This is a genomic window from Sphingobium lignivorans (assembly GCF_014203955.1).
In the GTDB taxonomy this organism is placed as follows: Bacteria; Pseudomonadota; Alphaproteobacteria; order Sphingomonadales; family Sphingomonadaceae; genus Sphingobium; species Sphingobium lignivorans.
Genome location: NZ_JACHKA010000001.1, coordinates 261601 through 282941, shown reverse-complemented (window position 1 = coordinate 282941; position 21341 = coordinate 261601). Strand labels below are relative to the sequence as shown.

The following is a 21341-nucleotide window of genomic DNA, read 5'->3' as shown; positions in this document are numbered from 1 at the left end:
AGCGAGCAGGCGCGCGGGCGGTGGCATCGCCGTCCGGCGCGCAGCCGACTGGCATGACCGCCGCCGCCACTCCCAGAGACGCCAGCGCGCCGGTCGCGCTGGTCCGCGACATCGTCAAGCGCTTCGGCACCGGCCCCGCCGCGCTGGAGGGCGTAAGCCTCACCATCGCGCCGGGCCAAGTGACCGGACTGGTGGGGCCGGACGGAGCGGGCAAGACCACGCTCATCCGCATCCTGGCAGGCCTCATGAAACCGGACGAAGGCGCGGTCTCGATCCTGGGCGGACCGCCTGTCGAACGCCTCGATTCGATCGGCTACATGCCGCAGCGTTTCGGCCTCTACGAAGACCTGACCGTCCGGGAGAATCTCGTCCTCTATGCCGAGTTGCGCGGCCTGCCGCGTTCCGAACAGGGCGCGGTGTTCGAGCGGCTGCTCACATTCACTGATCTCGCGCGCTTTCAAACGCGCCCGGCGGGTAAGCTCTCGGGCGGCATGAAGCAGAAGCTCGGCCTCGCCTGCGCGCTGGTGAGCACGCCGCCACTGCTGCTGCTCGACGAGCCGGGCGTGGGCGTGGACCCGATCAGCCGGCGCGAACTCTGGGCCATGGTGGCGGAGCTGACCAGCGAAGGCATCGGCGTGCTCTGGTCCACGGCCTATCTCGACGAAGCCGAGCTGTGCGACCATGTGTACCTGCTGAACGAGGGCCGCCTGATCTTCTCCGGTCCGCCCGCCACGCTGACGGATTCGATCGCGGACCGGGTGATCCGTGTCACCGGCTTTTCAGACCGGCGGCGCGAGGCACTGACGAAGGCGCTCGACAGGCCCGATGTGGTCGACGGCACGTTGCAGGGCCGGGCCATTCGCCTGCTGATCGGGCAGGGCCACGCAGTCCCCGACGCCGCCGCGCTCAACCTCGGGCCGGACACGAACGTGGAGCCCACGCCCGCCCGCTTCGAGGACGGGTTCATCGAACAGCTCGGCGGCGGGCCGAAAGGGACGAGCGCGCTGGCCCAGGCCTATCGCGAGATCCCGCCGAGCGATGCGCCTGCCATCGAGGCGAAAGGCCTCACGCGGCGCTTCGGCGATTTCACCGCCGCCAAGGACGTGAGCTTCACCGTGCCGCGCGGCCAGACCTTCGGCCTCCTCGGCCCCAACGGCGCCGGCAAGTCGACGACCTTCAAGATGCTTTGCGGCCTGCTGACGCCGAGCGAGGGCAGCGGGTCCGTCGCCGGCCATGATCTGCGCCGAGCCGCTGCGCAGGCCCGTGCCTCACTGGGTTACATGGCGCAGAAATTCTCGCTCTATGGCGACCTCTCCGTGGCCCAGAATCTCGACTTCTTCGCGGGGGCCTATGATCTTTCCGGCAGCCGGGCGCGCGCGGCGATCGAGCGCGTAACGGACATCTTCGAACTGGGCGATCATCTGCGCCGCAATGCCGGCACCCTGCCGCTCGGGTTCAAGCAGCGGCTCGCGCTCGCCTGCGCGGTGATGCACGAGCCGCCGGTGCTGTTCCTCGACGAGCCGACCTCGGGTGTCGATCCCGTCATGCGCCGGGAATTCTGGACGCATATCAACGGGCTCGTCCGCCGGGGCGTCACGGTGCTGGTCACGACCCATTTCATGGACGAGGCGGAATATTGCGATCAGGTGACCCTGATCTATCGCTCCCGGCAGATCGCGAGCGGCCCGCCCGATGCGCTCAAGCAGCAGACGGCCGTGCTGACCGGCCGGCCGGACCCGACGATGGAAGATGCCTTCATCGCGCTCATCGAAGCCTCGGACGCCCATCGCGACGAAGACGGCACGGAGAAAGCGGCATGAGCGACAGCGCCCTCCCGCCCCCGTCCGGCGAGCCGGCGCCCGCGCCGCGCGGCAGCGCGAGCCGGCGCATGCGCGCGCTGGTCATCAAGGAATATGCGCAGATCCGGCGGGACCCTTCAACGTTCCTGATCGCCTTCGCCATGCCGCTGCTGCTGCTCTTCCTCTTCGGCTATGCCATCTCGCTCGACCCGCGCGAGACGAAAATCGCCCTGGTGGTGCAGGACGAGAGCGCCCCGGCCGCGCGGCTGGCGCAGGCCTATGTCCATTCGCCTTATTTCAGCGTCACGCTGCTGCGCGGCGTCGCGCCCGCGCGCGCGCTCATGGAGCGGGACGCGATCCGCGGCTTCGTCGTGATTCCTCCCGACTTCGGCGCAAGCATGGCGAAAGGGGCCCCGCATCCGATCCAGATCGTCACCGACGGCACCCAGCCCAACCAGGCGACCTTCATCGCCAATTATGCCGATGGCGTGCGGATGAACTGGATGGCGAGCGAAATGGACATGGCGGGCATGCGCGGCGCCGGACCGCCCATCGATGTCTCGCAGCGTGTGTGGTTCAATCCCGGCCTGCACAGCCGCTTCTTCCTGGTGCCCGGTGCCATCGCCGTGGTGATGACGATGATCGGCACGCTGCTCACCGCGCTCGTCGTCGCACGCGAGTGGGAGCGTGGCACGATGGAAGCGCTGATGGCGACGCCGATGCGGATGGCAGAATTCGTCGCGTCCAAGGTGCTGCCCTATTTCCTGCTCGGCCTTGGCTCCATGGCGCTGTGCACGCTGATCGCCGTCGCCTTCTTCGGCCTGCCGTTCCGGGGCTCGATTGTCGCGTTGATGGCCATTGCCGCGGCGTTCCTGCTGCCGGCGCTGGGCCTTGGTCTGTTCATCTCGGCCACGACGAAGAACCAGTTCGTAGCAAGCCAGATGGCGCTCTTCTCATCCTTCCTGCCGACCTTCCTGCTCTCCGGCTTCATCTTCGAGATCGCTTCCATGCCCTGGCCCATCCAGGCGCTCACTTATGCGGTGCCGGCGCGCTACCTGATCCCCTCGCTGCAGACGGTGTTCATGGCCGGCGACGTCTGGTCGATCATCCTGCCCAACATCGCCATCATGCTGGGCTTCGGCGTCCTCTTCTTCCTGCTCTGCTTCCGGGCGACGCGGCGGAGTCTCGACGCATGAGCGGCCGCCTTACCCGGCTGAAGGCCATGACGGTCAAGGAGATCTGGGCGCTGCTGCGCGATCCCAAGTCGCGCATGGTGCTGATCCTGCCGCCGCTCATCCAGCTCCTGATCTTCACTTTCGCCACGACCCTCGACGTCAAGAATGTCGACATCGGCCTTGTCGACAGGTCCAACGGTGCCCATGCGCAGGAGCTTGTCCAGCGCATCGCCGCCAGCCCCCAGTTCCGGGACGTGATCGTGCTGCCGTCCTTCCAGGCGATGGAAGCGGCGATCGACGACCAGAAGGTGCTGGCCGCCCTCGTCATCGAAAGCGATTTCGACCAGAAGCTCGCCCGTGGGGAGAGCGCGACGGTCGGCCTCGTGCTTGACGGGCGACGATCCAATGCCGCGCAGATCCTCGGGGGCTATGTGAGCCGCATCGTCGCCGACTATGGCGCGGAGCTGTCCCCACGCATGGCCGCCCGGGGTGGGGGCAGCGACGTCACGCACTGGTACAATCCCAGCCTCGATTTCATGTGGTTCACTCTGCCTTCGCTGGTGGCGATCATCGTTTCCATCGCCGGCATCGCCATCACCTCCCAGGCCGTGGCGCGCGAACGCGAACTGGGGACGTTCGACCAGCTCATGGTCTCGCCGCTGCGCGCGCACGAGATCCTCATCGGCATGATGGTGCCGCCGATGCTGGTCGGGCTGTTCAACGGCATCCTGTTCCTGCTGGTCGCGCGGTTCGGCTTCGGCGTGCCGTTCAGCGGCTCCTTCCTGCTCTTCATTCTTTCCATGGCGGTTTACCAGCTCGCGCTCATCGGCATGGGCCTGCTGGTCTCCTCGGCCTCGATGACCCAGCAGCAGGCCTTTCTCGGCTCGTTCGTGGTGACCGTGCCGCTGATGCTGCTCTCCGGCTATGCAGCGCCCATCGACAACATGCCGGATTGGCTGCAGATCGTCACTTATGCGGACCCGATCCGCTACTTCCTCATCATCGTGCAGGGCCTGTTCCTCAAGGCCATGCCCGCGTCCGTCGTCTTTTCCCAGACCTGGCCGATGGCGCTGATCGCCTGCGTCACGCTCGGCGCGGCCGTCTGGCTGTTCCGCGCCCGAATGGAGTGATGTCCATGCATGCCCGCACCGTCTCCCTAACTCTGCTCCTGCCGCTGATGCTGGCTGGCTGCGTCATGGGGCCCGATTATCGCGCGCCGGCGCCGCGCATTGCCGACCAATGGGCCGGCGCGGGCCGGCGCGGGCCCTGTCACGGCCGCGGCATGGTGGCGGGACCTGCACGATCCGATGCTCGATGCGCTGATCGAGGAGATGCTGGCCGACAATCCCGATCTGCGCGTGGCGCAGGCACGGCTGGCAGAGGCGCGCGCCAATCGCGATGCGGTGCGTGGTGGCCGCCTGCCGCAAGTCAATGGCAGCGCGAGCGCCAATCAAGTGGTGCTAAGCGAGAACGGCCAGATGCCGGTCGGCCAGATCCCCGGCTTCGCGCGCGACTTCGGCCTGTTCGACCTCGGTTTCGATGCGAGCTGGGAAATTGATCTGTGGGGGCGGCAGGCGCGCGAGAACCAGGCGGCGCAGGCGCGCGCGCAGGCCGCCGCGCTCTCCGTGGAAGGCACACGGCTGCAACTGGTGGCGGAGCTGGCGCGGGCCTATGTCGACCTGCGCCTCGCCCAGTCGGACCTCGCAACGGCGCGGGAGACCCTGGCGGCGCGCACTGCGCTTGCCGACCTGATCGCCCTGCGCGCGGCCCATGGCGAGGCAGGCGCCATCGATGCCAATCGCATTCAGGGCGAAGCGGATGCAGCGCGCGCATCGCTGGCAGGTGCGCAGGCGGCCGTGCGCGCGGCGGCGCTGCGCGTGGCCGTGCTCGCCGGCAAGCCGCCCGCCGAGTTGCTCGACCGGCTGGAAGCGCCCGGGGCCATTCCGGCGCCGCCCGGGGCGATTGCCGCCGGCCTGCCGTCCGAACTGCTGCGTCGTCGCCCGGATATCCTGTCGGCGGAACGCGAGCTGGCGGCGGCGACGGCGGACATCGGCGTTGCCAAAGCCGACCTGTTCCCGCGCCTGTCGCTCGGCCTTGCCCTCGGCCAGCAGGCGCGGAGCGTCGCGGACCTTGCCGATGAGGGAAGCACGCGGCTGCAGGCGGGGCCGAGCCTGCTCTGGCCGATCTTCAATGGCGGCCGCGCCCGCGCAATGGTGCGGGCCGCCGATGCGCGCGCGCAGGCGGCCGCGGCGCGCTACGATGCCGCGGTGATCGGCGCGCTGGCGGACAGCGAAGCGGCGATCAACCGGTTCGATCGTAGCCTCGTCGCGCTCACCGCAGCGCGATCGGCCGCGGCGCGCGAGCGCGCGGCCCATGCGCTGGCCATGCGGCGCGTCGCGGTCGGGGAAGACGACCGGCTGACGCAGGCCCGCGCCGAGCTCGCTCTGGTCACGGCGGAGCGGGCGCAAGCCGCTGCGCAGGCGGAAGCCACGGAAGCGGCGATCGCGCTTCACAAGGCACTGGGCGGCGGCTGGGAATTCGACTCGGACGCAGTCGATTCGGCCTCGAGGCAGCCCTGACGGCGATGCGCGGCACGGCCGCCGGGAGGGGGCGGCACGACGGCGTGACCCGGTGCTTGCGATGCGTCGCAGGCGTTGTTCGGCCGCCAAAACAGGGAATGCAGGATTCACCGCGATTCGCGCCTGACATGCCCCCTGACCGCTCTGCGACGAATTGAAAAAATGTCGTAAAATCAAAGGATTGCATGGGCATCTCGCGTATGCCTGAGGAATCCTTGGTCAAGCGTTTTATTTCAGATTTTTGACATGTGCTGCCCTTGATCGGGCCCGGGGGGACTGTCAGAACCCTTCCTCCGGCAGGGCCCGACTCGCGGCTCCTGTCACAGCGATCGAGATTGGGCCTCGCGCGCGGGAAGGGCAATTCCCGTGGCGGCATTCCTGTGCCCATCGCATGGGAGACGATCGAGGCGAGAACGAGCTTTAAGGGGCGGTCACGGACATGGGGCAGAATGTAGGCCAGCAACGATATGAAGGGGTAATGGAGGGGATGGACGCAGGCGGAACGCACGATATGCCTCCCGCGCGCGAGCATCTGGAGCAAGGCTGGTCGGATGTGCGTGCCGGACTGAGACGGGCCATCGGTGTCCGCCAGTTCGACCAGTGGATCAAGCCCCTGCGTCTGGGCGCTTTCTGCACCCTCTCGGGGACGCTCGACCTGGAAGCGCCGACGGAGTTTTCCGCCAGCTACGTTTCGAGCAACTTCGCGTCTCATCTGGGCCTTGCCTGGCGCACGACGCAGCCGGTCGTGCGGGACATTCGCATCGTCCGGGCGCGTGAAGCCGCCGAGCGCGTGGTGCTCCCCGTCCGCACCAAGCAGGCGGCCACGAGCACTGCCGTGCAGAGCGCCGCCGCGACGACGCGGACCGCTCATTTCGAGCCGCGGCACGATTTTGCGAGCTTCATGACGGACGAGAGCAACATGCTCGCCTGTTCGGCCGCGAAAGCGATGGCCGAGCCCGGCAAGCCGCACTTCAATCCGCTGTTCATCCATGGCCCCACGGGCTTCGGCAAGACTCATTTGCTGCACGCGATCGCGGGCGCCTATGGCGCCGCGCTGAGCGAAGAGGGACGCGCCGCGCCCCAAGGCGCGATCCTCTACATGTCGGCCGAGCGCTTCATGAACGAGTTCGTGGCGGCGATCCGCGCCAACGACACCTTTTCGTTCAAGGCGCGGCTGCGCGCGGCGCGCATGCTGCTGGTCGACGACATTCAGTTCATCGCGGGCAAGGGGCCGACGCAGGAGGAATTCCTCCACACGCTCAACGATCTCATCGATTCGGGGGCGCGCATCGCCATTGCCGCCGACCGGCCCCCGCAGCAGCTCGGCGCCGTCGACCCCCGGATTCTCTCCCGCTTCGCCGGGGGCCTGGTGGCCGATATCCAGCCGGCCAGCCTTGACCTGCGGCTGAAGATCCTCGCGGCACGGCGCGATGCGGTCGCGCCGATCACGGTTCCGGACGATGTGATCGCGCTGCTCGCCCGCTCCATCCGCACCAGTATCCGCGAGCTGGAAGGCGCATTCAACAAGCTCGTCGCTTATGCGCAGCTGGTCGACAAGGCGATCACCGTCGAGCTGGCGCAGACCATGCTCGCCGAAGCGCTGCGGGCCAGCAACCGGCGCATCACCATCGACGAGATCCAGAAAGTCTGCGCGGCGCATTATCGCATCGACGCATCCGAGATGCGCTCGCATCGGCGCGCACGGGCGGTCGCCCGGCCCCGGCAGGTCGCCATGTATCTCGCCAAGAAGCTCACCCTGCGCTCGCTGCCGGAGATCGGCCGGGTGTTTGGCGGGCGCGATCACAGCACGGTGATCCATGCCGTGCGCACGATCGAGGCGATGCGGCTCGACAATCCCGAAATGGATGCCGACATCCGGGCCCTGCAGAAGCAGCTCGAGGGCTGACACCCGAACAGGCGCAGGCTTGGCGGCCTGCGCTGCGATCTGCACGGTGCGGATCGATCGGGCTGAGGCCGGTCCGAAGCACGCCTGGGCGCGCCGCCAGGGCCGGACAGGCTGATTCGCGGAGCCGTGGCGAAGAGCGATTTCCATGAGGATGGGATAGCGCGACGGGCGGCGCGATGCCCTGGGGGGCGTTGCCATGCCCCTCCAACAGGGCGCGGCGGTCTGGAAGTTTACAAAGATGACGACACGTCGGTGTCATCTTCCGCTTCTGGGACCTTCTGATGTGGCAGACGCCAGAGCCTGTCCCGGCAAGCTGTGCGGCCCGACGGACGATGAAAATTCTTCCATTGAGAGAGAGCCCTCCTGCGCTGCGCCCGTCGCTTGTCGACGGGAAGTGGCGTCCGGCAGGGCTGCCATGGCGAAGGGTCTGTAGGACAGAGGAAAAACGAGGTCGGGGATGAATGTGCGGAGGTCAGCTCCCAGCGCACAGGCGCTGCGGACGACCAGCGTCTTCCGGCGCTTTTGGGCGCCTCCCTGCAGGCGGGGTGAGCCGTGGGGCCGCGAGGCTGTCCCCTCCGGGCCATTGCAGTCGATTCAGGCACCGCAGGAAGGCCCCGGCAATGCGAGCCTGCGCATCCTTCACAGGAGCCGGGCGCTTGCGACAATCTGATACAATTTGGACTGTCGCCGACAAACTCTCGTGACAATCTGACCCTATAAAGTCCTCATCAGCGCTACTCCCCCGGCGCTGGTGAAAGAAGAGCCGCTTCTCCCCCCAGGGCTCTTCAGAATCGGTCCCCGCCGGCCCCGTTCTCCCTCCCGGAGAGCGGGGCCAAGGCGTTTATGGGCCTGGGCGCGAGCAGGCGCCGTGCCTCTGTCGGCGGTCTGGACGATGAAAACCCCCGCCCGGGGGAGCGAGGGTTTTCGAGTCTGGTCCTCTCGAAAGTCTTGGCCCCCGGCACGATGGGGACTGTTAGGTGCCGGGGGCCGACGAACGGCGGCGGTGGACCAGAACCGACGCCGACCGAAGCTTGTTGCCGCTTAGCGGAGCAGGCTCAGCACGCCCTGCTGGCTCTGGTTGGCCTGGGCCAGCATCGCCGTCGAGGCCTGGCTCAGGATCTGGTTCTTGGCGAGCGCGGTCGATTCCTCGGAGAAATCGGCATCCTCGATCCGCGAACGGGCATCCGTCAGGTTCGTGATGGTCGAGGTCAGGTTGCTCGAAGCCGATTCGAGGCGGCTCTGCGTCGCACCGAGATTGGCGCGGCCGGTTGCGACGGCAGTGATCGCCGTGTCGAGCGCCGTCATAGCGGCCGTGATCGAGGCAGCGTCGGTCTTGATGTCGAGGGCGGCGCCCGTAACGGTGGTCAGCGCCGTCTTCACAACCGAGGAGTCGATCGAGACCGTGTCCGTCGAGCCCGTGCCGACCTGGATCTTCGTGGCATCAGCAGCCGCCGTGTTGAACAGGTCGACGCCATTGTACTTCTGCGCCGCGACATTGGTGATCTGCGTCTTGAGCGCCTGAACTTCGGCGTCCAGGTTGCCGCGCGCGGCAGCGTCGTTCGTGCCGTTGGCGGACTGCACCGCCAGTTCCTTCATGCGGACGAGCATGTTGGAGATGTCGCTCAGCGCGCCTTCGGCGGTCTGCGCCATGGAGAGGCCGTCATTGGCGTTGCGGCGGGCGGCAGTGAGGCCGCGAATTTCGGAGGTCATCTTGGTGGCGATGGCGAGGCCGGCGGCGTCGTCCTTCGCGGTGTTGATGCGCTTGCCGGTCGAAAGGCGCTCCATCGCCTGGGACAGGCCGGCATTGGCGCTGTTGCCGGCGTTCTGGGCGCGGATGGCAGAGATGTTGGACGCGATAACAGTCATTCGAGAGTTCCTTTCCCGCTTTCAAATGGGTCGCTGCCCTCGGGCGGTGGCGGCCACAATCCCCATAACGACGAGGGGACGAGGAGCTTTAAGGGCGCAGGAAAATTTTCTGGCGGCAGCGGACCGCGGCGGTCTGTGGGCCCCTCCCTACGCGCGGGAGTCTTCATGCAGGTGAGCCAGCGGGGCGGAAAAGCGTCATGGCGGCCGCCGCACAAAGTTTCCCTGCAACTGGCCGACGCGGCAGGATCTTGCCGCATCCGGCAATGACTCGCCGTGCTTAACCGAATGATAAGCATTTTCCCGTCAAAGCTGATGCATCGAAAGGGTCCGGCTCGGGGGAGCGGGGCCAAAAGAACTGGGGACTGATGCATGTTGCCTGTCGACATGAGCCAGCGCGTCCACCGGCTTTTGCCGGATCTCGGGGCGTGGCTTGATACTGCCTGCTTCACCACAAGGCCGGTCGCGGCCGAGACGCCACGCGGCAAGACCACGCGGCGCATCCTGCTGGCAGAGGAAATTGCTCATGCGACCTGCCGGGACATCCTGATCGAGTGGCGCGAGGGCGAACCGCGCCTCATGCCGGCGGCAGGCGGCTTCCCTGCCCGCATCGCCTTCGGTCCGCAGGACAGGACGATGGCCTTCGCGCTCATTGCCGAGTTGCTGCGCCCGGCGCGCATGCCCGCCGTGGGCGATGACGCCAGCGCCATGTTGATGCGCCTCGCCGCCCGCATCGCCGCCAGCGATGCCACGGTGCTGGTGCAGGGCGAGACGGGCACCGGCAAGGAAGGCATCGCGCGCTTCCTCCACGATCATTCGCCGCGCGCGGACAAGGACTTCATCGCCGTCAATTGCGCCGCGCTGCCCGAAACGATGATGGAAGCCATGCTCTTCGGCCACAAGAAGGGCAGCTTCACCGGCGCAGGCGCTTCCTCGGAGGGGCTTTTCCTCGCGGCCAATGGCGGCACGCTGTTCCTGGACGAGATCGCCGAACTGCCGCTCGCGCTGCAGGCCAAGCTGCTGCGGGCCCTGCAGGAAGGCGAAGTCCTCCCCGTCGGCGCCACGCATCCGGTGCCGGTGGACGTGCGCGTCATCGCCGCCTGCAACCGCGACCTCGCTGTCGAGGCGGATGCCGGACGCTTCCGCTCAGACCTTTACTGGCGGCTCAACGTGATGCCGCTGCAGCTCAGCCCGCTGAGCGCGCGGCCGGGCGACATCATTGCGATTTCGGCCGCGTTCCTGCTGCGTCACCAGACCCAGCGGACGGGAAGCGCCGCGGCCAGCGACTTCGCCTGGCCCACGCCCCGGGCGATCGAGCAGCTCGCCGCCCATGACTGGCCCGGCAATGCCCGCGAGCTGGGCAATGTCCTCCAGCGCGCCATCGTGCTGCGCGAGGGAAACCGCATCGACCTTGGCGATCTCGGCCTCACGCCGAGCCCCGCCGCAGCGCCTGCGCCTTTCCCGTCGCGCGCCGCCGCCCGGCCCGCCACGCCGGCGCGCCTGCACGACGTAGCGCGCGCATCGGCCATGGATGCCATCCGCGCCGCCCTGCGGGACACCGGCGGGCATCGGGCCCATGCCGCGCGCATGCTCGGCATTTCCGAACGCACGCTGCGCTATCGGCTCGCCGAGATGCGTGACCTGGCCATGGCCGTCTGAGGCAGGAGAACGCAATCATGGCAGGACTCTCCGTCGACAATGTGCTGGCGCTGCGCCAGTCCATCCTCCAGCGCAACAATGCCATCCGGGACGTCGCGAGCGGTGCCGCCCCGGCAGCCGGCGAGACAGCCGGCGCGCCCGGCAAGGCCAGCTTCAGTGACGCGCTGCGCAGCGCCGTCCATGAGGTCAGCAATCTCCAGTCCCAGTCGAGCGAAGCCGCTGCGGCTTTCGAACGGGGCGAGACCACCGACATCGCGGCCGTGATGCTTGCCAAGCAGCAGGCATCGGTCGGCTTCGAGACCACCCTGCAAGTCCGCAACAAACTGCTGTCCGCCTACAAGGACATCATGAGCATGCCGGTATAAGCCCAGATGAGCGACGCGAACATCATCACCGCCCCCGCCATCCAGCCGGCGCTCCCCGCAATATCAGGCCGGGCCGGGCCAGGCATGGAGGCCCTCCGTCTGCAGCTGACCGGCTTCATGCGCCAGCCCGCCGTGCAGCGCGCCTTGCCGCTCGCCGGGCTGCTCGGCGTCACCGCACTGGCCGGCCTCGCCTGGCTGGCGCTGCGCGAGCCGCCGCAGCGCGATCTCTTTCGCGGCCTGCCGGACACGGAGAAAGCCGCCGTCGCCGACGTGCTCAGCAAGGGCGGCATCGCTTATGGCTTCGACAAGTCCACGGGCGCCATCACCGTCTCCGAGGACGATTATTTCGCAGCCAAGATGAAGCTTGCCGGCGAAGGCCTGCCGCGCAGCGCACCGGATGGCGACACGCTGATCGACTCCATGCCCATGGGCGCCAGCCGCGCCGTCGAGGGCGAGAAGCTGCGCAGCGCGCGGGAGATGGACCTTGCCCGCACGATCGAGGCGATCGACTCCGTGCTCAAGGCGCGCGTGCACCTCGCCGTCGAGCCGCCGAGCATCTTCCTGCGCGAGCGCTCGCGGCCCACGGCGTCGGTGATGCTCCAGATCGCCAGCGGGCGTTCGCTTTCCGAAGGGCAGGTCGAGGCGATCGTCCACCTCGTGGCTTCCTCGGTGCCGGACATGGCGCCGCAGGCCGTGTCCGTCGTCGACCAGAACGGCCGGCTGCTGAGCCAGTCGACCGGTGACGGGGCGCAGACGGACCGGCAGATCGAGCTTCAGGCCAAGATCGAGGATCGCTATCGCCAGGCAGTGACCGCTTTGCTCACGCCCATCGTCGGCGCCGGCAAATTCTCGACGGAAGTCCATGCCGAAGTGAATTTCGCCGAGCGGCAGGCGACGCGCGAGACCTATCCCCAGAATGAGGCGCGGCTGCGCAGCGAGACGGGGAGCTGGAACAGCGACGCGCAAGGCAATGGCGGTGCCGCCGGCGGCATTCCCGGCGCGCTGCAGCCCAATGCGCCCGTCAATCCGGCCGATCCCGGCGCGCCGCCGCCGACGCTCGACCAGGCGACGGCGCAGACGCCCGCCGCACCCGGCATGCCGCCATTCAAGACGGCCGAGACGTTCAATCGCAATTTCGAACTTGGCCGCGAAGTCTCCGTCACGCGCGATGCGATCGGCACCGTGCAGCGCCTCTCCATCGCGGTCGCGCTGGACGACGGGCCGGACGGGAAGGCCCGCACGGCGCAGGAGATCGCCGCGCTCGAAGCGCTGGTGAAAGGCGCCATCGGCTTCGACCAGACCCGTGGCGACGTCGTGGCGCTTTCCTCCCGCAAGTTCGTCCAGTCCGAGGAAGCGGCGGCAGACGTGCCCTGGTACGAAGCGAGCTGGGTTCCACTGCTGGCCCGCAACCTCTCGGCGCTGCTGGTGACGCTGGTGCTGCTGCTCGGCATCGGTCGCCCGCTCCTCAAGCGCTGGTCCGCCGCCAAGGTGGAGCAGCAGGTCGTCGAGGAACAGCGCACCCAGCAGCTGGGCACTGAAATCCAGGCCGAACTGGGCCGGGTGGCCGCGCATGACCCGGAACAGCCGGTCACGCTCGACATGATCAGCTCGACCCATGACTATACGGACCGGGCCGCCCTCATCCGCAATTTCGTGAAGCAGGATCCCGACCGCGCCGCGCTGGTCGTGCGCGATCTGCTCAAGGATGGAGCCAAGGCCGATGGCTGAGAGCGAGGTTGAGGCCGAGAACGCCAGGCTCACCGGCAGCGCCGCCGCCGCCGTCCTGCTCATGCTCTTCGACGAGGACGAGGCGGCGCAGATCCTCTCGCGGCTGGAGCCGGAAGAAGTGCGCCAGCTCGGCTATGCCATGTATGACGTGGCCGACGTGGAAGTGGGCGAAGTGAACGCCGCGCTCGACCAGTTCGTGCGCAAGGCCAAGGGCCGCACCACCATCGGCTATGGCGCCAGCCAGCACATTCGCGGCGCCATGCACAAGGCGCTTGGCCCCGAGCGGGCCGACAACATGCTGGCGCGCATCACGCCGCCGACGCAATCGACCAAGCTCGCCATGCTCAAATGGATGGAGCCGGCCGAGATCGCGGCGATCATCGAGACGGAGCATCCGCAGATCATGGCGATCGTGCTCGCGCATCTCGATCCCGTGGCGGCCGCCGCCGTGCTCCAGCTCCTGCCACCCGAAGTGCAGGATGACGTGGTCTATCGCGTGGCGACGCTCGGGCCGGTAAGCGCCGAGGCGCTCGACGATCTCGAGGAACTGCTTTCCACCCGTCCGGGCCACGCCCGGGGCGGTGCGTCGACGACGAAGCGCGGCGGCACCAGCGAGGCCGCGGCGATCATGAACAATGTCCGCAAGGATCATGAGCAGCGGATCATCAAGGCGCTGACCAAGCGGGACAAGGTGGTGGCACAGTCGATCGAGGATGAGATGTTCATCTTCGAGAACCTCATCGAGCTCTCCGACAAGGATCTGGGCACGGTCATGCGCTCGGTGGACAACAGCCTGCTGGTCATCGCGCTCAAGGGCGCGAGCGAAGCACTGCGCACGAAGATCCTCGGCTGCATGTCGCAGCGCGCCGCCCAGTCCATCCAGGACGAGATGGAGGAACGCGGGCCGATGCGCCTTGCCGAAGTGCTGGAAGCCCAGAAGGCAATCATCGCCGAAGCGCGCCGCATGGCGGACGAAGGCACGGTAATGCTTGGCGGCCGGGGCGACGACTATGTCTAGGATCTGGTCCAGCAACAGCATTGGCGACGCGGCACCGATCGCGGGCTGGGGTGCCTTCGGCAGCCTGGCCGGCAACGGGGAGGGTTTCCGTTCCCTCTATTCCGAGGATCAGACGAGCCGCGCCTGGAACGTCACGCATCCCGCCCAGACCACGCACGCGCCCGCAACGCTCGATCCGGTCGACCCGATCGAGGAAGCGTCGCGGGAAGGCTTCCTCCAGGGCTTCCAGGAAGGGGAGCGGCTCACGCGCGAGGCGCTGGAACAGGACAATGCCGCGCGTGCCGAGCTGGCCTCGGCCTTGCGGCTGCTGGCCGGTAGCGGCGAAGGCGCGCTGGCGACAATGCTCTCGCACGCCGTGATTCGCCTCGTCGCCCAGATCGTCGGGGAAGTGCCGGTCGATGCGGACGTGCTGCAGGCCCGCTGCGAGGCGGTCGCCGCCTGCATCGATGGCGACGACGCGCGCGCCGTGCTGGAAGTCAATCCCGAGGACTTGCCGCTGCTGGACATGGAGCAGACCGGCGTCGCGCTTGCGGCCAATCCGGCCCTGCCGCGCGGATCGGTCCGGCTCGCGACTGCCGACGGCTGGGTCGAGGACGGGCCCGACGTGCGCCTCGACAGGCTCCGCGCGCTCATGGACGACATGGAGGGGCGGCTATGAGGCAGGCCCGCTTCGATCAGGCCGTGAAGCTGCTCGACCATATGCAGGTCACCAACAAGGCGCCCCGCCATGTCGGCCGGCTGGTCGGCCATGATGCCGGCATGCTGGAAGCGACCGGCTTCAATCGACCGATCGGCGCCGGGGCCCGCATCCGGGCCGCCGACGGTCATGCGATCCGCGCCGAGGTGGTCGGCTTTCGCGGCAGCCGCGCCGTGCTGGTGCCGCTGGATCAGGATGCGCCGCTGGAAAACGGCGCGCGCGTGGAACCCGACAGCGCGGCGAACATGGTGCAGGTCGGCGAGGGGCTGATCGGCCGGGTGGTGGATGCCATGGGGCAGCCGCTCGATCGCAAGGGGCCGATTCTCGCGAACGGACAATGGCCCCTGAACGGCGTGCGCGGCAATGTGCTGGATCGGGGTCGCGTGACCGAGCAGTTCGATCTCGGCGTGCGCGCGGTCAATGCTTTGCTTACCGCAGGGCGCGGCCAGCGCATCGCCATCATGGCGGGCTCCGGCGTCGGCAAGTCCGTGCTGATGGGCCAGATGATCGGGGGTGCCGAGGCGGACATCATCGTCGTGGGCCTGATCGGCGAGCGCGGCCGCGAAGTGAGCGACTTCCTCGAGACCAAGATCGGCGGCGCGCTCATGGGCAAGAGCGTGGTCGTTGCCGTCCCGGCGGATCATCCGCCCGTGCTGCGTCTGCGCGCGGCCGCCCGCGCGACGGCCATCGCCGAATATTTCCGGGCTCGCGGCAAGAATGTGCTGCTGCTGATCGACAGTCTCACCCGCTGCGCCCATGCCCAGCGGGAGATCGGGCTTTCCCTTGGCGAACCGCCGGCCATGAAAGGCTATCCTCCCTCTGCGCTGGCCTTCATTCCGCGCCTCGTGGAACGGGCCGGCGTGGACAGCCGCTCGGGTGGCGCGATCACGGCGATCTACACCGTGCTGGCCGATGGCGACGACAATGACGACCCCATCGTGGACACCGCGCGCGCTATCGTGGATGGGCATATCGTCCTCTCCCGCCAGCTGTCCGAGCAGAGCATTTTCCCGGCCATCGACGTCGGGCGCTCGCTCAGCCGCGTGATGGCGGACATCGTGGACGAGCAGCACCTTGCCGCCGCGGCCAATTACCGCCGGCTCTGGGCAGCCTATGAGGAAAATCGCGATCTCATCCTGATGGGCGCCTACCGGCCGGGCAACGACGCGACGATCGACGAAGCCGTGCAGCGGCGCCAGCAACTGCTCGACTTCCTGCGCCAGAACAGCAAATCCACGATCGGCCTGACCGCGAGCGCCGACGCCCTCGTGGCGGAGTTCGGCCGGTGAGCCGGCTCATCGCATCCCGCAAGCGGCTGCTGCGCGTGCGGCATGCCCAACATAGCCAGGCAGTGGCTGCCGTGATGAGCGCGCGCGACGAAGCCAGCCAGATCTCGGAGAATGCGCGCCGCATCGCGCTGGTGCGGGATGAACTGATCGGCAACGAAGGCGCGACAACTGGCGCGCTTCTTGGCTCGAAGCGGGAACTGGCCACGCGGCTCGAGCGCGCGGGGCGGCAACTCGACGGTGCGCTCTACGATGCGAACCGCCGGATCGACCAGCGCGATGCCGAGCGCGTCGTGGCCGGTCGGGACCGCGAGATTGCCGAACGATTGAAGGACAAAGCCCATGCGGCGCGGGAAGCGCAGCGTGAGGCCCGTCTGGCGGCGCTGCCAAGCTATCGCCGGATTCAGGACAGGGGGACCGAATGATGATCAATCTGGCGGGGCTGATGGGCCGCATCACCGGCAAGGGCATGGCCGAGGAATCGCCGCAGATGGCCGGTGGCAAGGCAGGGCAGGCACAGCCGCAAGGCGTTGCCACGGGCGGCGCCTTTGCCGCGCTGGTCCGCCATGTCGCCGAAGCGGATGGGCAGACCGGGGCCGGCCGCCCGCGCCTCGTGGTGGACAACAGCGCGGACCTGGCGCCGTCCCTCGCTCCGACGCCGGCAATGAGCAATCTTCCCGCGGCGATCTCGTCGGATAGCGAGGACATGCCGGTGCTGGATGGCGGACGCCCTCCAGCGTGGCAGGCGACGACCGAGGCCGAAGGGCCGGACGGGGTGAAGTCTCAGCCGGATGATATGGTCCCGGCTGTCCCGGTTCATCTCTCCCTCGCGAAACAGATGGCAGTTCGATCCTCCCGGGCGGAAAAGATGGCCGAGGCGGAGGCGCTTGCCCTTGCCGTGCGCGAGACACCCGAGAGCGACGCGCCGGCGGAGATCGTGCCGGTGGATGAAGGCACGCCCGACACCGCGCGCGAGGCTGACCAGCCGGCGATGGTGACGACGCCGGACCGGCTCGACCCTGCTCTGCTGGAAGTGGCCTATCTCCCGGCGCCGGCGTCGACCAATGAGAGCGCCGGTGCCCCCCCGCCCGCGCGGACCAGCGTCGATGCGACCCCATCGGCAACGGGTCCGGTGCGCGGGGCCGCGGTCGCCATGGCAGGTGTTGCCGAGCAGGCAGAAGGCCAGCTATCCCGATCTGCTCCGATCAGCGAGGTCGGCACCGAAGCGCCCGCAGTTGCGCCCTCACATTCTGCTGGAAGAGACATCGCGGTTTCCCGACCCGCAACGGCATCCGAGGCAGCAACCCCGGAGATGACCTCGCCGGCCCAGCGCCCGGCATCGCCGCCGACCGGCGAACGGCCCGTAGGCATCGCGGCGCAGGCGGTGAGCGAGCAGGACGGCAAGTCCGCCCCGGTTGTGGAGATGCCCAACCCGGCCGCCGTCCGGCCCGCACTCAAGCCCGATGGGTCCTCCGGGACCGTGAAAGCGAGCGAGGCGAAGTCGGGCATGGCCGATCAGGTGCCGGTGGCCCCGGCGCCATCCTCAACCGCGACTGCCTCTTCTTCCGAGCGCCCGGCCTCCTTCCATGCATCGTCGGAAAAAGGATCGTCCCCGGCCCGTCCGAACATTGGTGAAGCGCCCTCGATGAGCGCGCCCGTTCGCGCGATCGTCGAGGGGCTGCCGCCGGTCCTGCAATCCGAGCTCATGGCGACGCCCGTTCGTGTCGTGGCGGGACCTGCCCCGGCGGAAAGCGCCGGTGCGGCGCTCGGCGAGCAAGTGATCGACATGGGCGTTTCCGGCCAGTGGATCGACCGCATGGCGCGGGAAATCACCGATCTCGCCGCCGGCACGGGGCATAGCCGGTTCACGCTCAGCCCGCCGCATCTGGGGCGGCTGGAGATCGATCTCTGGCGCGATGGCGCGGAGACCAATGTGCGCCTGCTGGCCGAGACGGATGAAGCCGCCCGACGCCTGGCCGAAGGACGGCCGGCGCTGCAGGGGGATGCCCGCCTCGCCTCGATCAGCCTTGGCACCATCACGGTCGAGAAGGCCGCGACGCAGCAGGACACGGCCGCACGGGACGACAGGTCCGGACAGCCGCGCGAGGGGACGAATTTTGCCGGACAATCCGGGCAGCAGCATGGCGAAGGCGATGCGCGCGGCCGGGCCGGCCACGGACAGCAGGGCGATTGGGTCAGCCGAATCGCCCGGGATGAACCGAATCAGCGAAGCGACGCGTCCTCGCGCCTGCCCTCCGGGCGGGCAGCCGATGGCCGTGTGCGCTTTGCCTAGGGAGCAGATCGATGAGTGATGCAGCGGACAAGAAGGGCGCCGGAAAAAAAGGCGGCGGCAAGAAAAAGATGATCATCCTGCTCGGGGCCGTGGCGCTGCTGGGCGGGGGCGGCGCGGCGGCGGGCTTTTTCGTCGCCGGATCGATGCACAAGGAGACGGGGCCTCACGAGGACCCGAACAAGCCGCAGCTCGTGCTCAAGGGCGAGAACCCGGAGGAGATCGCGAACCAGGGGCTTGCCAAGGCGAAGGAAGCCGGGGCGGCAGCCCTTCCGGAAGGCAAGGGTGTCGACTTACCGCGGCCGCAGAATCCCGCCGCTTATCAACCCACTTACTTCCAGATTCCGGCCCCCTTCACGTCGAACCTGGCGGAGAGCGATGCCTTCGCGCAGATCTCCATTGCCGTCTCGACTTATTATGACAATCGGGTCATCCAGGCGGTCCAGAGCCATGAACTCGCGATCCGCTCGGCCATCCTCATGATGATGGCACAGCAGAACGAGATCGACCTTTCGACCCCCCAGGGGAAGGAAGCGCTGCAGCAGAAACTGCTCGAAATCATCAACGGAACGCTCAAGGCGAAGACCGGCTACGGCGGGGTGGATAACGTTTATTTTACCAATTTCGTTATTCAGTAGCATCCGTGTCCGACCGGGGTCGGATGGGGACTAGAACGAATGAACGACGTGCAACCTTATGCCTTCGGGCGGCAGGGCCCGGTGCCCTCCGCCGCGATCGGCGGGCTGGAGAAGCTGGGCGACCGCCTTGCGAGACGGCTGCGCGGGATCGTGGAGCCATTCAGCGGCGGCCGGCCTCTGGTCAGCGCCAAACCCCTCGACGACACCATGTTCATGATGTGGGACGCCTGCGTCCCTGCCTTCGTGAATCTGTCCATCTATCGGCTGCCGCCGATCAAGGGGCCGGTCACGCTGCGGATCGATGCGGAACTGATCTCGCTGCTGGTCGACCGCTTCTATGGCGGCCATGGCAAGCGGCTCACCGGCGAGCGCCGTGAATTCACGCCCACCGAGGTCCGCCTCTCCGCGCGCCTCGCCGAACAGATCATGGCGGCGCTGGTGCAGTGCTGGTCCGAGATCGTGCCCGTCGAGGCCATGCTGGTGGGGCGCGAGACCAATGTGGCGCATGCCGAGCTCATGGCCGGCGAGACGCCAGTGCTGGTCCAGTCCTTCGAAGTCGATATCGGCGATCGCACGCCGGGCCTGATCGAGATCGTCTACCCGAAGGATGGCTTCGCCGGCCTCGAACTGCCCGGTGGCAGCAAGGTCCCCGAGGAGCTGCGCGTGGCGGACCCGCTCTGGCAGCGCCAGCTTTCGCGCCGGCTCGAGGACGTGCGCTTTTCCGCACGGACGGTGCTGGCGCGGCCCAATCTCAAGATCTCGGAACTGGTCGCCCTCAAGCCGGGCGACGTCATTCCCATCCATATTGCGCGGAACCTGCCGCTGCTGATCGGTGACCGCATCTTTGCGCAGGGCACGATCGGCGAACAGGACGGCTGCGCAGCCTTCATGATCGAAAAACTGACCTGAGGACACGAAATGAGCGACATGACCGAAGCACCCAGACTGGATGCTGATACCCGGGCCGACGGCGGATTCGGCGGCAACATGCGACTGCTGGCGGACATTCCCGTTCGCATGTCGGTCGAGGTCGGCTCCACCCAGCTGCGCCTCGCCGAAATCATGCAACTGGGCGAAGGCAGCGTGGTCCAGCTCGACCGGCAGGCTGACGAGCTGCTCGACATCATGGTCAACGGCACGCTCGTCGCGCGCGGCGAGGTGGTGACGGTGAACGGGCGCTATGGCGTGCGCATCGTGGAGATCGCATCGGCGGAAGCACGGCTCGCCGGCATCGAGCGCCGCGCATGAGCGCGCTCGGCTGGTACTTCCTCAAGCTGCTCATCCTGCTGCCGATGGTCGGCGGCATGGCTTATGGCGCGCTCTGGCTGTGGCGCAAATATCAGCCCGGCATGATCGCCGGCCAGCGCGACCGCATGGTGCGCCTCGTCGACGTGATGCCGCTCGGCACGCTTGGCAAGCTCGCGGTGGTGGAATTCGAAGGCAAGCGCCTGCTGCTCGCGGTCTCGCGCGGCAAGGTGGAGAAAGTCGCGGAAAGCGACATGCGTCATGGCTAGGATGCTGCGGCTCTTCCTGCTCATGCTGGCGTTTGTCGCCGGCGCGGCGCTCATGGCCGATCCCGCGCTGGCGCAGGCCGCGCAGGCACCGGCCACCGGGGCCGTCGCGCCCGCCGCGGCAGATGCTTCCGGCGCGCTGACCCGCGCGCTCGACGATGTTTCGGGCGAGGGCCGCCCGCTCTCGCTCTCGCTTCAGATCCTCGTCCTCATGAGCCTGCTGACGGTGCTGCCGTCGCTCGTGCTCATGATGACCAGCTTCACCCGCATCATCATCGTGCTCTCGCTGCTGCGCCAGGCCCTCGGCCTTGCCCAGACGCCGCCGAACCAGGTGCTGGTCGGCCTTGCCCTCTTCCTCTCGATGTTCGTGATGCGGCCCGCGATCGACCAGATCTCCGCCACGGCCTACACGCCTTATGGCGAGGGGCAGATCACCGTGGAGGAAGCGATCAGTCGCTCCGCCCGGGTGCTCCACGGCTTCATGGCCAAGCAGACCCGCCAGAGCGACCTCGCGCTGTTCCAGAACCTCGCCAATGCGCCGGCCTTTCGCTCGCCGGACGACATTCCCTTCTCCATCCTGCTGCCGGCCTTCGTGACCAGCGAGCTCAAGACGGCCTTCCAGATCGGCTTCATGATCTTCCTGCCGTTCCTCATCATCGATCTGGTGGTCTCATCGACGCTGATGGCGCTCGGCATGATGATGCTCTCGCCGACGATCATATCGATGCCGTTCAAGCTGCTGCTCTTCGTGCTGGTCGACGGCTGGGCCCTGACCATGGGCAGCCTCGCCGCGTCGTTCGCCACATGAGCCGCGCGCACGACACGAC

The 21341-nt window shown here is 67.8% G+C and carries 19 protein-coding genes; 18 read left to right on the top strand and 1 reads right to left on the bottom strand.

Annotation, left to right across the window (positions count from 1 at the left end; genetic code table 11):
• The first annotated feature begins 20 nt into the window (after positions 1 to 20).
• From HNP60_RS01315 to dnaA, 5 genes are all read left to right on the top strand, one after another.
• A complete protein-coding gene (locus HNP60_RS01315; RefSeq protein WP_476712838.1) occupies positions 21 to 1820 on the top strand; it encodes an ATP-binding cassette domain-containing protein in 1800 nt (599 codons plus the stop codon).
• Positions 1817 to 2995 (top strand): ABC transporter permease, encoded by a 1179-nt coding sequence (locus HNP60_RS01310; RefSeq protein ID WP_221414656.1) that lies wholly within the window; start codon positions 1817 to 1819, stop codon positions 2993 to 2995. Before HNP60_RS01315 ends, HNP60_RS01310 begins: the two co-directional genes overlap by 4 nt.
• A complete protein-coding gene (locus HNP60_RS01305; RefSeq protein WP_184149229.1) occupies positions 2992 to 4104 on the top strand; it encodes an ABC transporter permease in 1113 nt (370 codons plus the stop codon). Before HNP60_RS01310 ends, HNP60_RS01305 begins: the two co-directional genes overlap by 4 nt.
• Positions 4105 to 4203: 99 nt before the next feature.
• Positions 4204 to 5553, top strand: coding sequence for an efflux transporter outer membrane subunit (locus HNP60_RS01300; protein WP_184149226.1), 1350 nt, complete (start codon positions 4204 to 4206; stop codon positions 5551 to 5553).
• A 511-nt stretch (positions 5554 to 6064) separates the two neighbouring features.
• Complete coding sequence (dnaA, locus tag HNP60_RS01295) at positions 6065 to 7459, top strand: chromosomal replication initiator protein DnaA (protein WP_260394596.1); 1395 nt, start codon at positions 6065 to 6067, stop codon at positions 7457 to 7459.
• 1041 nt (positions 7460 to 8500) lie between these two features.
• Here dnaA and HNP60_RS01290 read toward each other — a convergent pair.
• Positions 8501 to 9325, bottom strand: coding sequence for a flagellin N-terminal helical domain-containing protein (locus tag HNP60_RS01290; protein WP_184149220.1), 825 nt, complete (start codon positions 9323 to 9325; stop codon positions 8501 to 8503).
• Between the two features lie 369 nt (positions 9326 to 9694).
• On the opposite strand from HNP60_RS01290, the gene HNP60_RS01285 reads away from it, so the two are divergent.
• From HNP60_RS01285 to fliP, 13 genes are read left to right on the top strand one after another with little or no spacing between them, the layout of a single operon-like run.
• A complete protein-coding gene (locus HNP60_RS01285; RefSeq protein ID WP_184149217.1) occupies positions 9695 to 10981 on the top strand; it encodes a sigma-54 interaction domain-containing protein in 1287 nt (428 codons plus the stop codon).
• 17 nt (positions 10982 to 10998) lie between these two features.
• Positions 10999 to 11346, top strand: coding sequence for a flagellar hook-basal body complex protein FliE (fliE, locus tag HNP60_RS01280; protein WP_184149214.1), 348 nt, complete (start codon positions 10999 to 11001; stop codon positions 11344 to 11346).
• Positions 11347 to 11352: 6 nt separating this feature from the next.
• Entirely contained in the window at positions 11353 to 13074 is a 1722-nt protein-coding gene (fliF, locus tag HNP60_RS01275) for a flagellar basal-body MS-ring/collar protein FliF (protein ID WP_014074620.1), read from the top strand.
• Positions 13067 to 14092: a flagellar motor switch protein FliG gene (gene fliG, locus HNP60_RS01270; protein ID WP_014074619.1), complete on the top strand. Its 1026-nt coding sequence runs from the start codon at positions 13067 to 13069 to the stop codon at positions 14090 to 14092. The genes fliF and fliG overlap by 8 nt, the downstream gene beginning before the upstream one ends.
• A complete protein-coding gene (locus HNP60_RS01265; RefSeq protein WP_184149211.1) occupies positions 14085 to 14750 on the top strand; it encodes a FliH/SctL family protein in 666 nt (221 codons plus the stop codon). Before fliG ends, HNP60_RS01265 begins: the two co-directional genes overlap by 8 nt.
• A complete protein-coding gene (locus HNP60_RS01260; RefSeq protein ID WP_184149208.1) occupies positions 14747 to 16078 on the top strand; it encodes a FliI/YscN family ATPase in 1332 nt (443 codons plus the stop codon). The genes HNP60_RS01265 and HNP60_RS01260 overlap by 4 nt, the downstream gene beginning before the upstream one ends.
• Entirely contained in the window at positions 16075 to 16500 is a 426-nt protein-coding gene (locus HNP60_RS01255) for a hypothetical protein (RefSeq protein WP_184149205.1), read from the top strand. The genes HNP60_RS01260 and HNP60_RS01255 overlap by 4 nt, the downstream gene beginning before the upstream one ends.
• Positions 16497 to 18368 (top strand): flagellar hook-length control protein FliK, encoded by a 1872-nt coding sequence (locus HNP60_RS01250; RefSeq protein WP_184149202.1) that lies wholly within the window; start codon positions 16497 to 16499, stop codon positions 18366 to 18368. Before HNP60_RS01255 ends, HNP60_RS01250 begins: the two co-directional genes overlap by 4 nt.
• A gap of 11 nt (positions 18369 to 18379) precedes the next feature.
• Positions 18380 to 19003 carry a flagellar basal body-associated FliL family protein gene (locus HNP60_RS01245; RefSeq protein WP_184051488.1) on the top strand — a complete coding sequence of 208 codons (624 nt, stop codon included), beginning with the start codon at positions 18380 to 18382 and terminating at the stop codon, positions 19001 to 19003.
• A gap of 39 nt (positions 19004 to 19042) precedes the next feature.
• Positions 19043 to 19912: a flagellar motor switch protein FliM gene (locus tag HNP60_RS01240; protein ID WP_184149199.1), complete on the top strand. Its 870-nt coding sequence runs from the start codon at positions 19043 to 19045 to the stop codon at positions 19910 to 19912.
• 9 nt (positions 19913 to 19921) lie between these two features.
• Complete coding sequence (gene fliN / locus HNP60_RS01235) at positions 19922 to 20251, top strand: flagellar motor switch protein FliN (protein ID WP_014074612.1); 330 nt, start codon at positions 19922 to 19924, stop codon at positions 20249 to 20251.
• A complete protein-coding gene (locus HNP60_RS01230) occupies positions 20248 to 20517 on the top strand; it encodes a flagellar biosynthetic protein FliO (protein WP_014074611.1) in 270 nt (89 codons plus the stop codon). The genes fliN and HNP60_RS01230 overlap by 4 nt, the downstream gene beginning before the upstream one ends.
• A gap of 1 nt (position 20518) precedes the next feature.
• Entirely contained in the window at positions 20519 to 21322 is an 804-nt protein-coding gene (gene fliP / locus HNP60_RS01225) for a flagellar type III secretion system pore protein FliP (RefSeq protein ID WP_420825236.1), read from the top strand.
• The last annotated feature ends 19 nt before the right edge of the window (positions 21323 to 21341 follow it).

Excerpts from the sequence above, each read along its gene's own strand:
- HNP60_RS01265 (WP_184149211.1), top strand. The coding sequence starts at position 14,085 with ATGTCTAGGATCTGGTCCAGCAACAGCATTGGCGACGCGGCACCGATC.
- HNP60_RS01260 (WP_184149208.1), top strand. The coding sequence starts at position 14,747 with ATGAGGCAGGCCCGCTTCGATCAGGCCGTGAAGCTGCTCGACCATATG.
- HNP60_RS01240 (WP_184149199.1), top strand. The coding sequence starts at position 19,043 with ATGAACGACGTGCAACCTTATGCCTTCGGGCGGCAGGGCCCGGTGCCC.
- fliP (WP_420825236.1), top strand. The coding sequence starts at position 20,519 with ATGCTGCGGCTCTTCCTGCTCATGCTGGCGTTTGTCGCCGGCGCGGCG.
- HNP60_RS01285 (WP_184149217.1), top strand. The coding sequence starts at position 9,695 with ATGTTGCCTGTCGACATGAGCCAGCGCGTCCACCGGCTTTTGCCGGAT.
- fliN (WP_014074612.1), top strand. The coding sequence starts at position 19,922 with ATGAGCGACATGACCGAAGCACCCAGACTGGATGCTGATACCCGGGCC.
- fliF (WP_014074620.1), top strand. The coding sequence starts at position 11,353 with ATGAGCGACGCGAACATCATCACCGCCCCCGCCATCCAGCCGGCGCTC.
- HNP60_RS01310 (WP_221414656.1), top strand. The coding sequence starts at position 1,817 with ATGAGCGACAGCGCCCTCCCGCCCCCGTCCGGCGAGCCGGCGCCCGCG.
- HNP60_RS01250 (WP_184149202.1), top strand. The coding sequence starts at position 16,497 with ATGATGATCAATCTGGCGGGGCTGATGGGCCGCATCACCGGCAAGGGC.
- HNP60_RS01305 (WP_184149229.1), top strand. The coding sequence starts at position 2,992 with ATGAGCGGCCGCCTTACCCGGCTGAAGGCCATGACGGTCAAGGAGATC.
- HNP60_RS01230 (WP_014074611.1), top strand. The coding sequence starts at position 20,248 with ATGAGCGCGCTCGGCTGGTACTTCCTCAAGCTGCTCATCCTGCTGCCG.
- fliE (WP_184149214.1), top strand. The coding sequence starts at position 10,999 with ATGGCAGGACTCTCCGTCGACAATGTGCTGGCGCTGCGCCAGTCCATC.
- HNP60_RS01290 (WP_184149220.1), bottom strand. The coding sequence starts at position 9,325 with ATGACTGTTATCGCGTCCAACATCTCTGCCATCCGCGCCCAGAACGCC.
- HNP60_RS01245 (WP_184051488.1), top strand. The coding sequence starts at position 18,380 with ATGAGTGATGCAGCGGACAAGAAGGGCGCCGGAAAAAAAGGCGGCGGC.
- fliG (WP_014074619.1), top strand. The coding sequence starts at position 13,067 with ATGGCTGAGAGCGAGGTTGAGGCCGAGAACGCCAGGCTCACCGGCAGC.
- dnaA (WP_260394596.1), top strand. The coding sequence starts at position 6,065 with ATGCCTCCCGCGCGCGAGCATCTGGAGCAAGGCTGGTCGGATGTGCGT.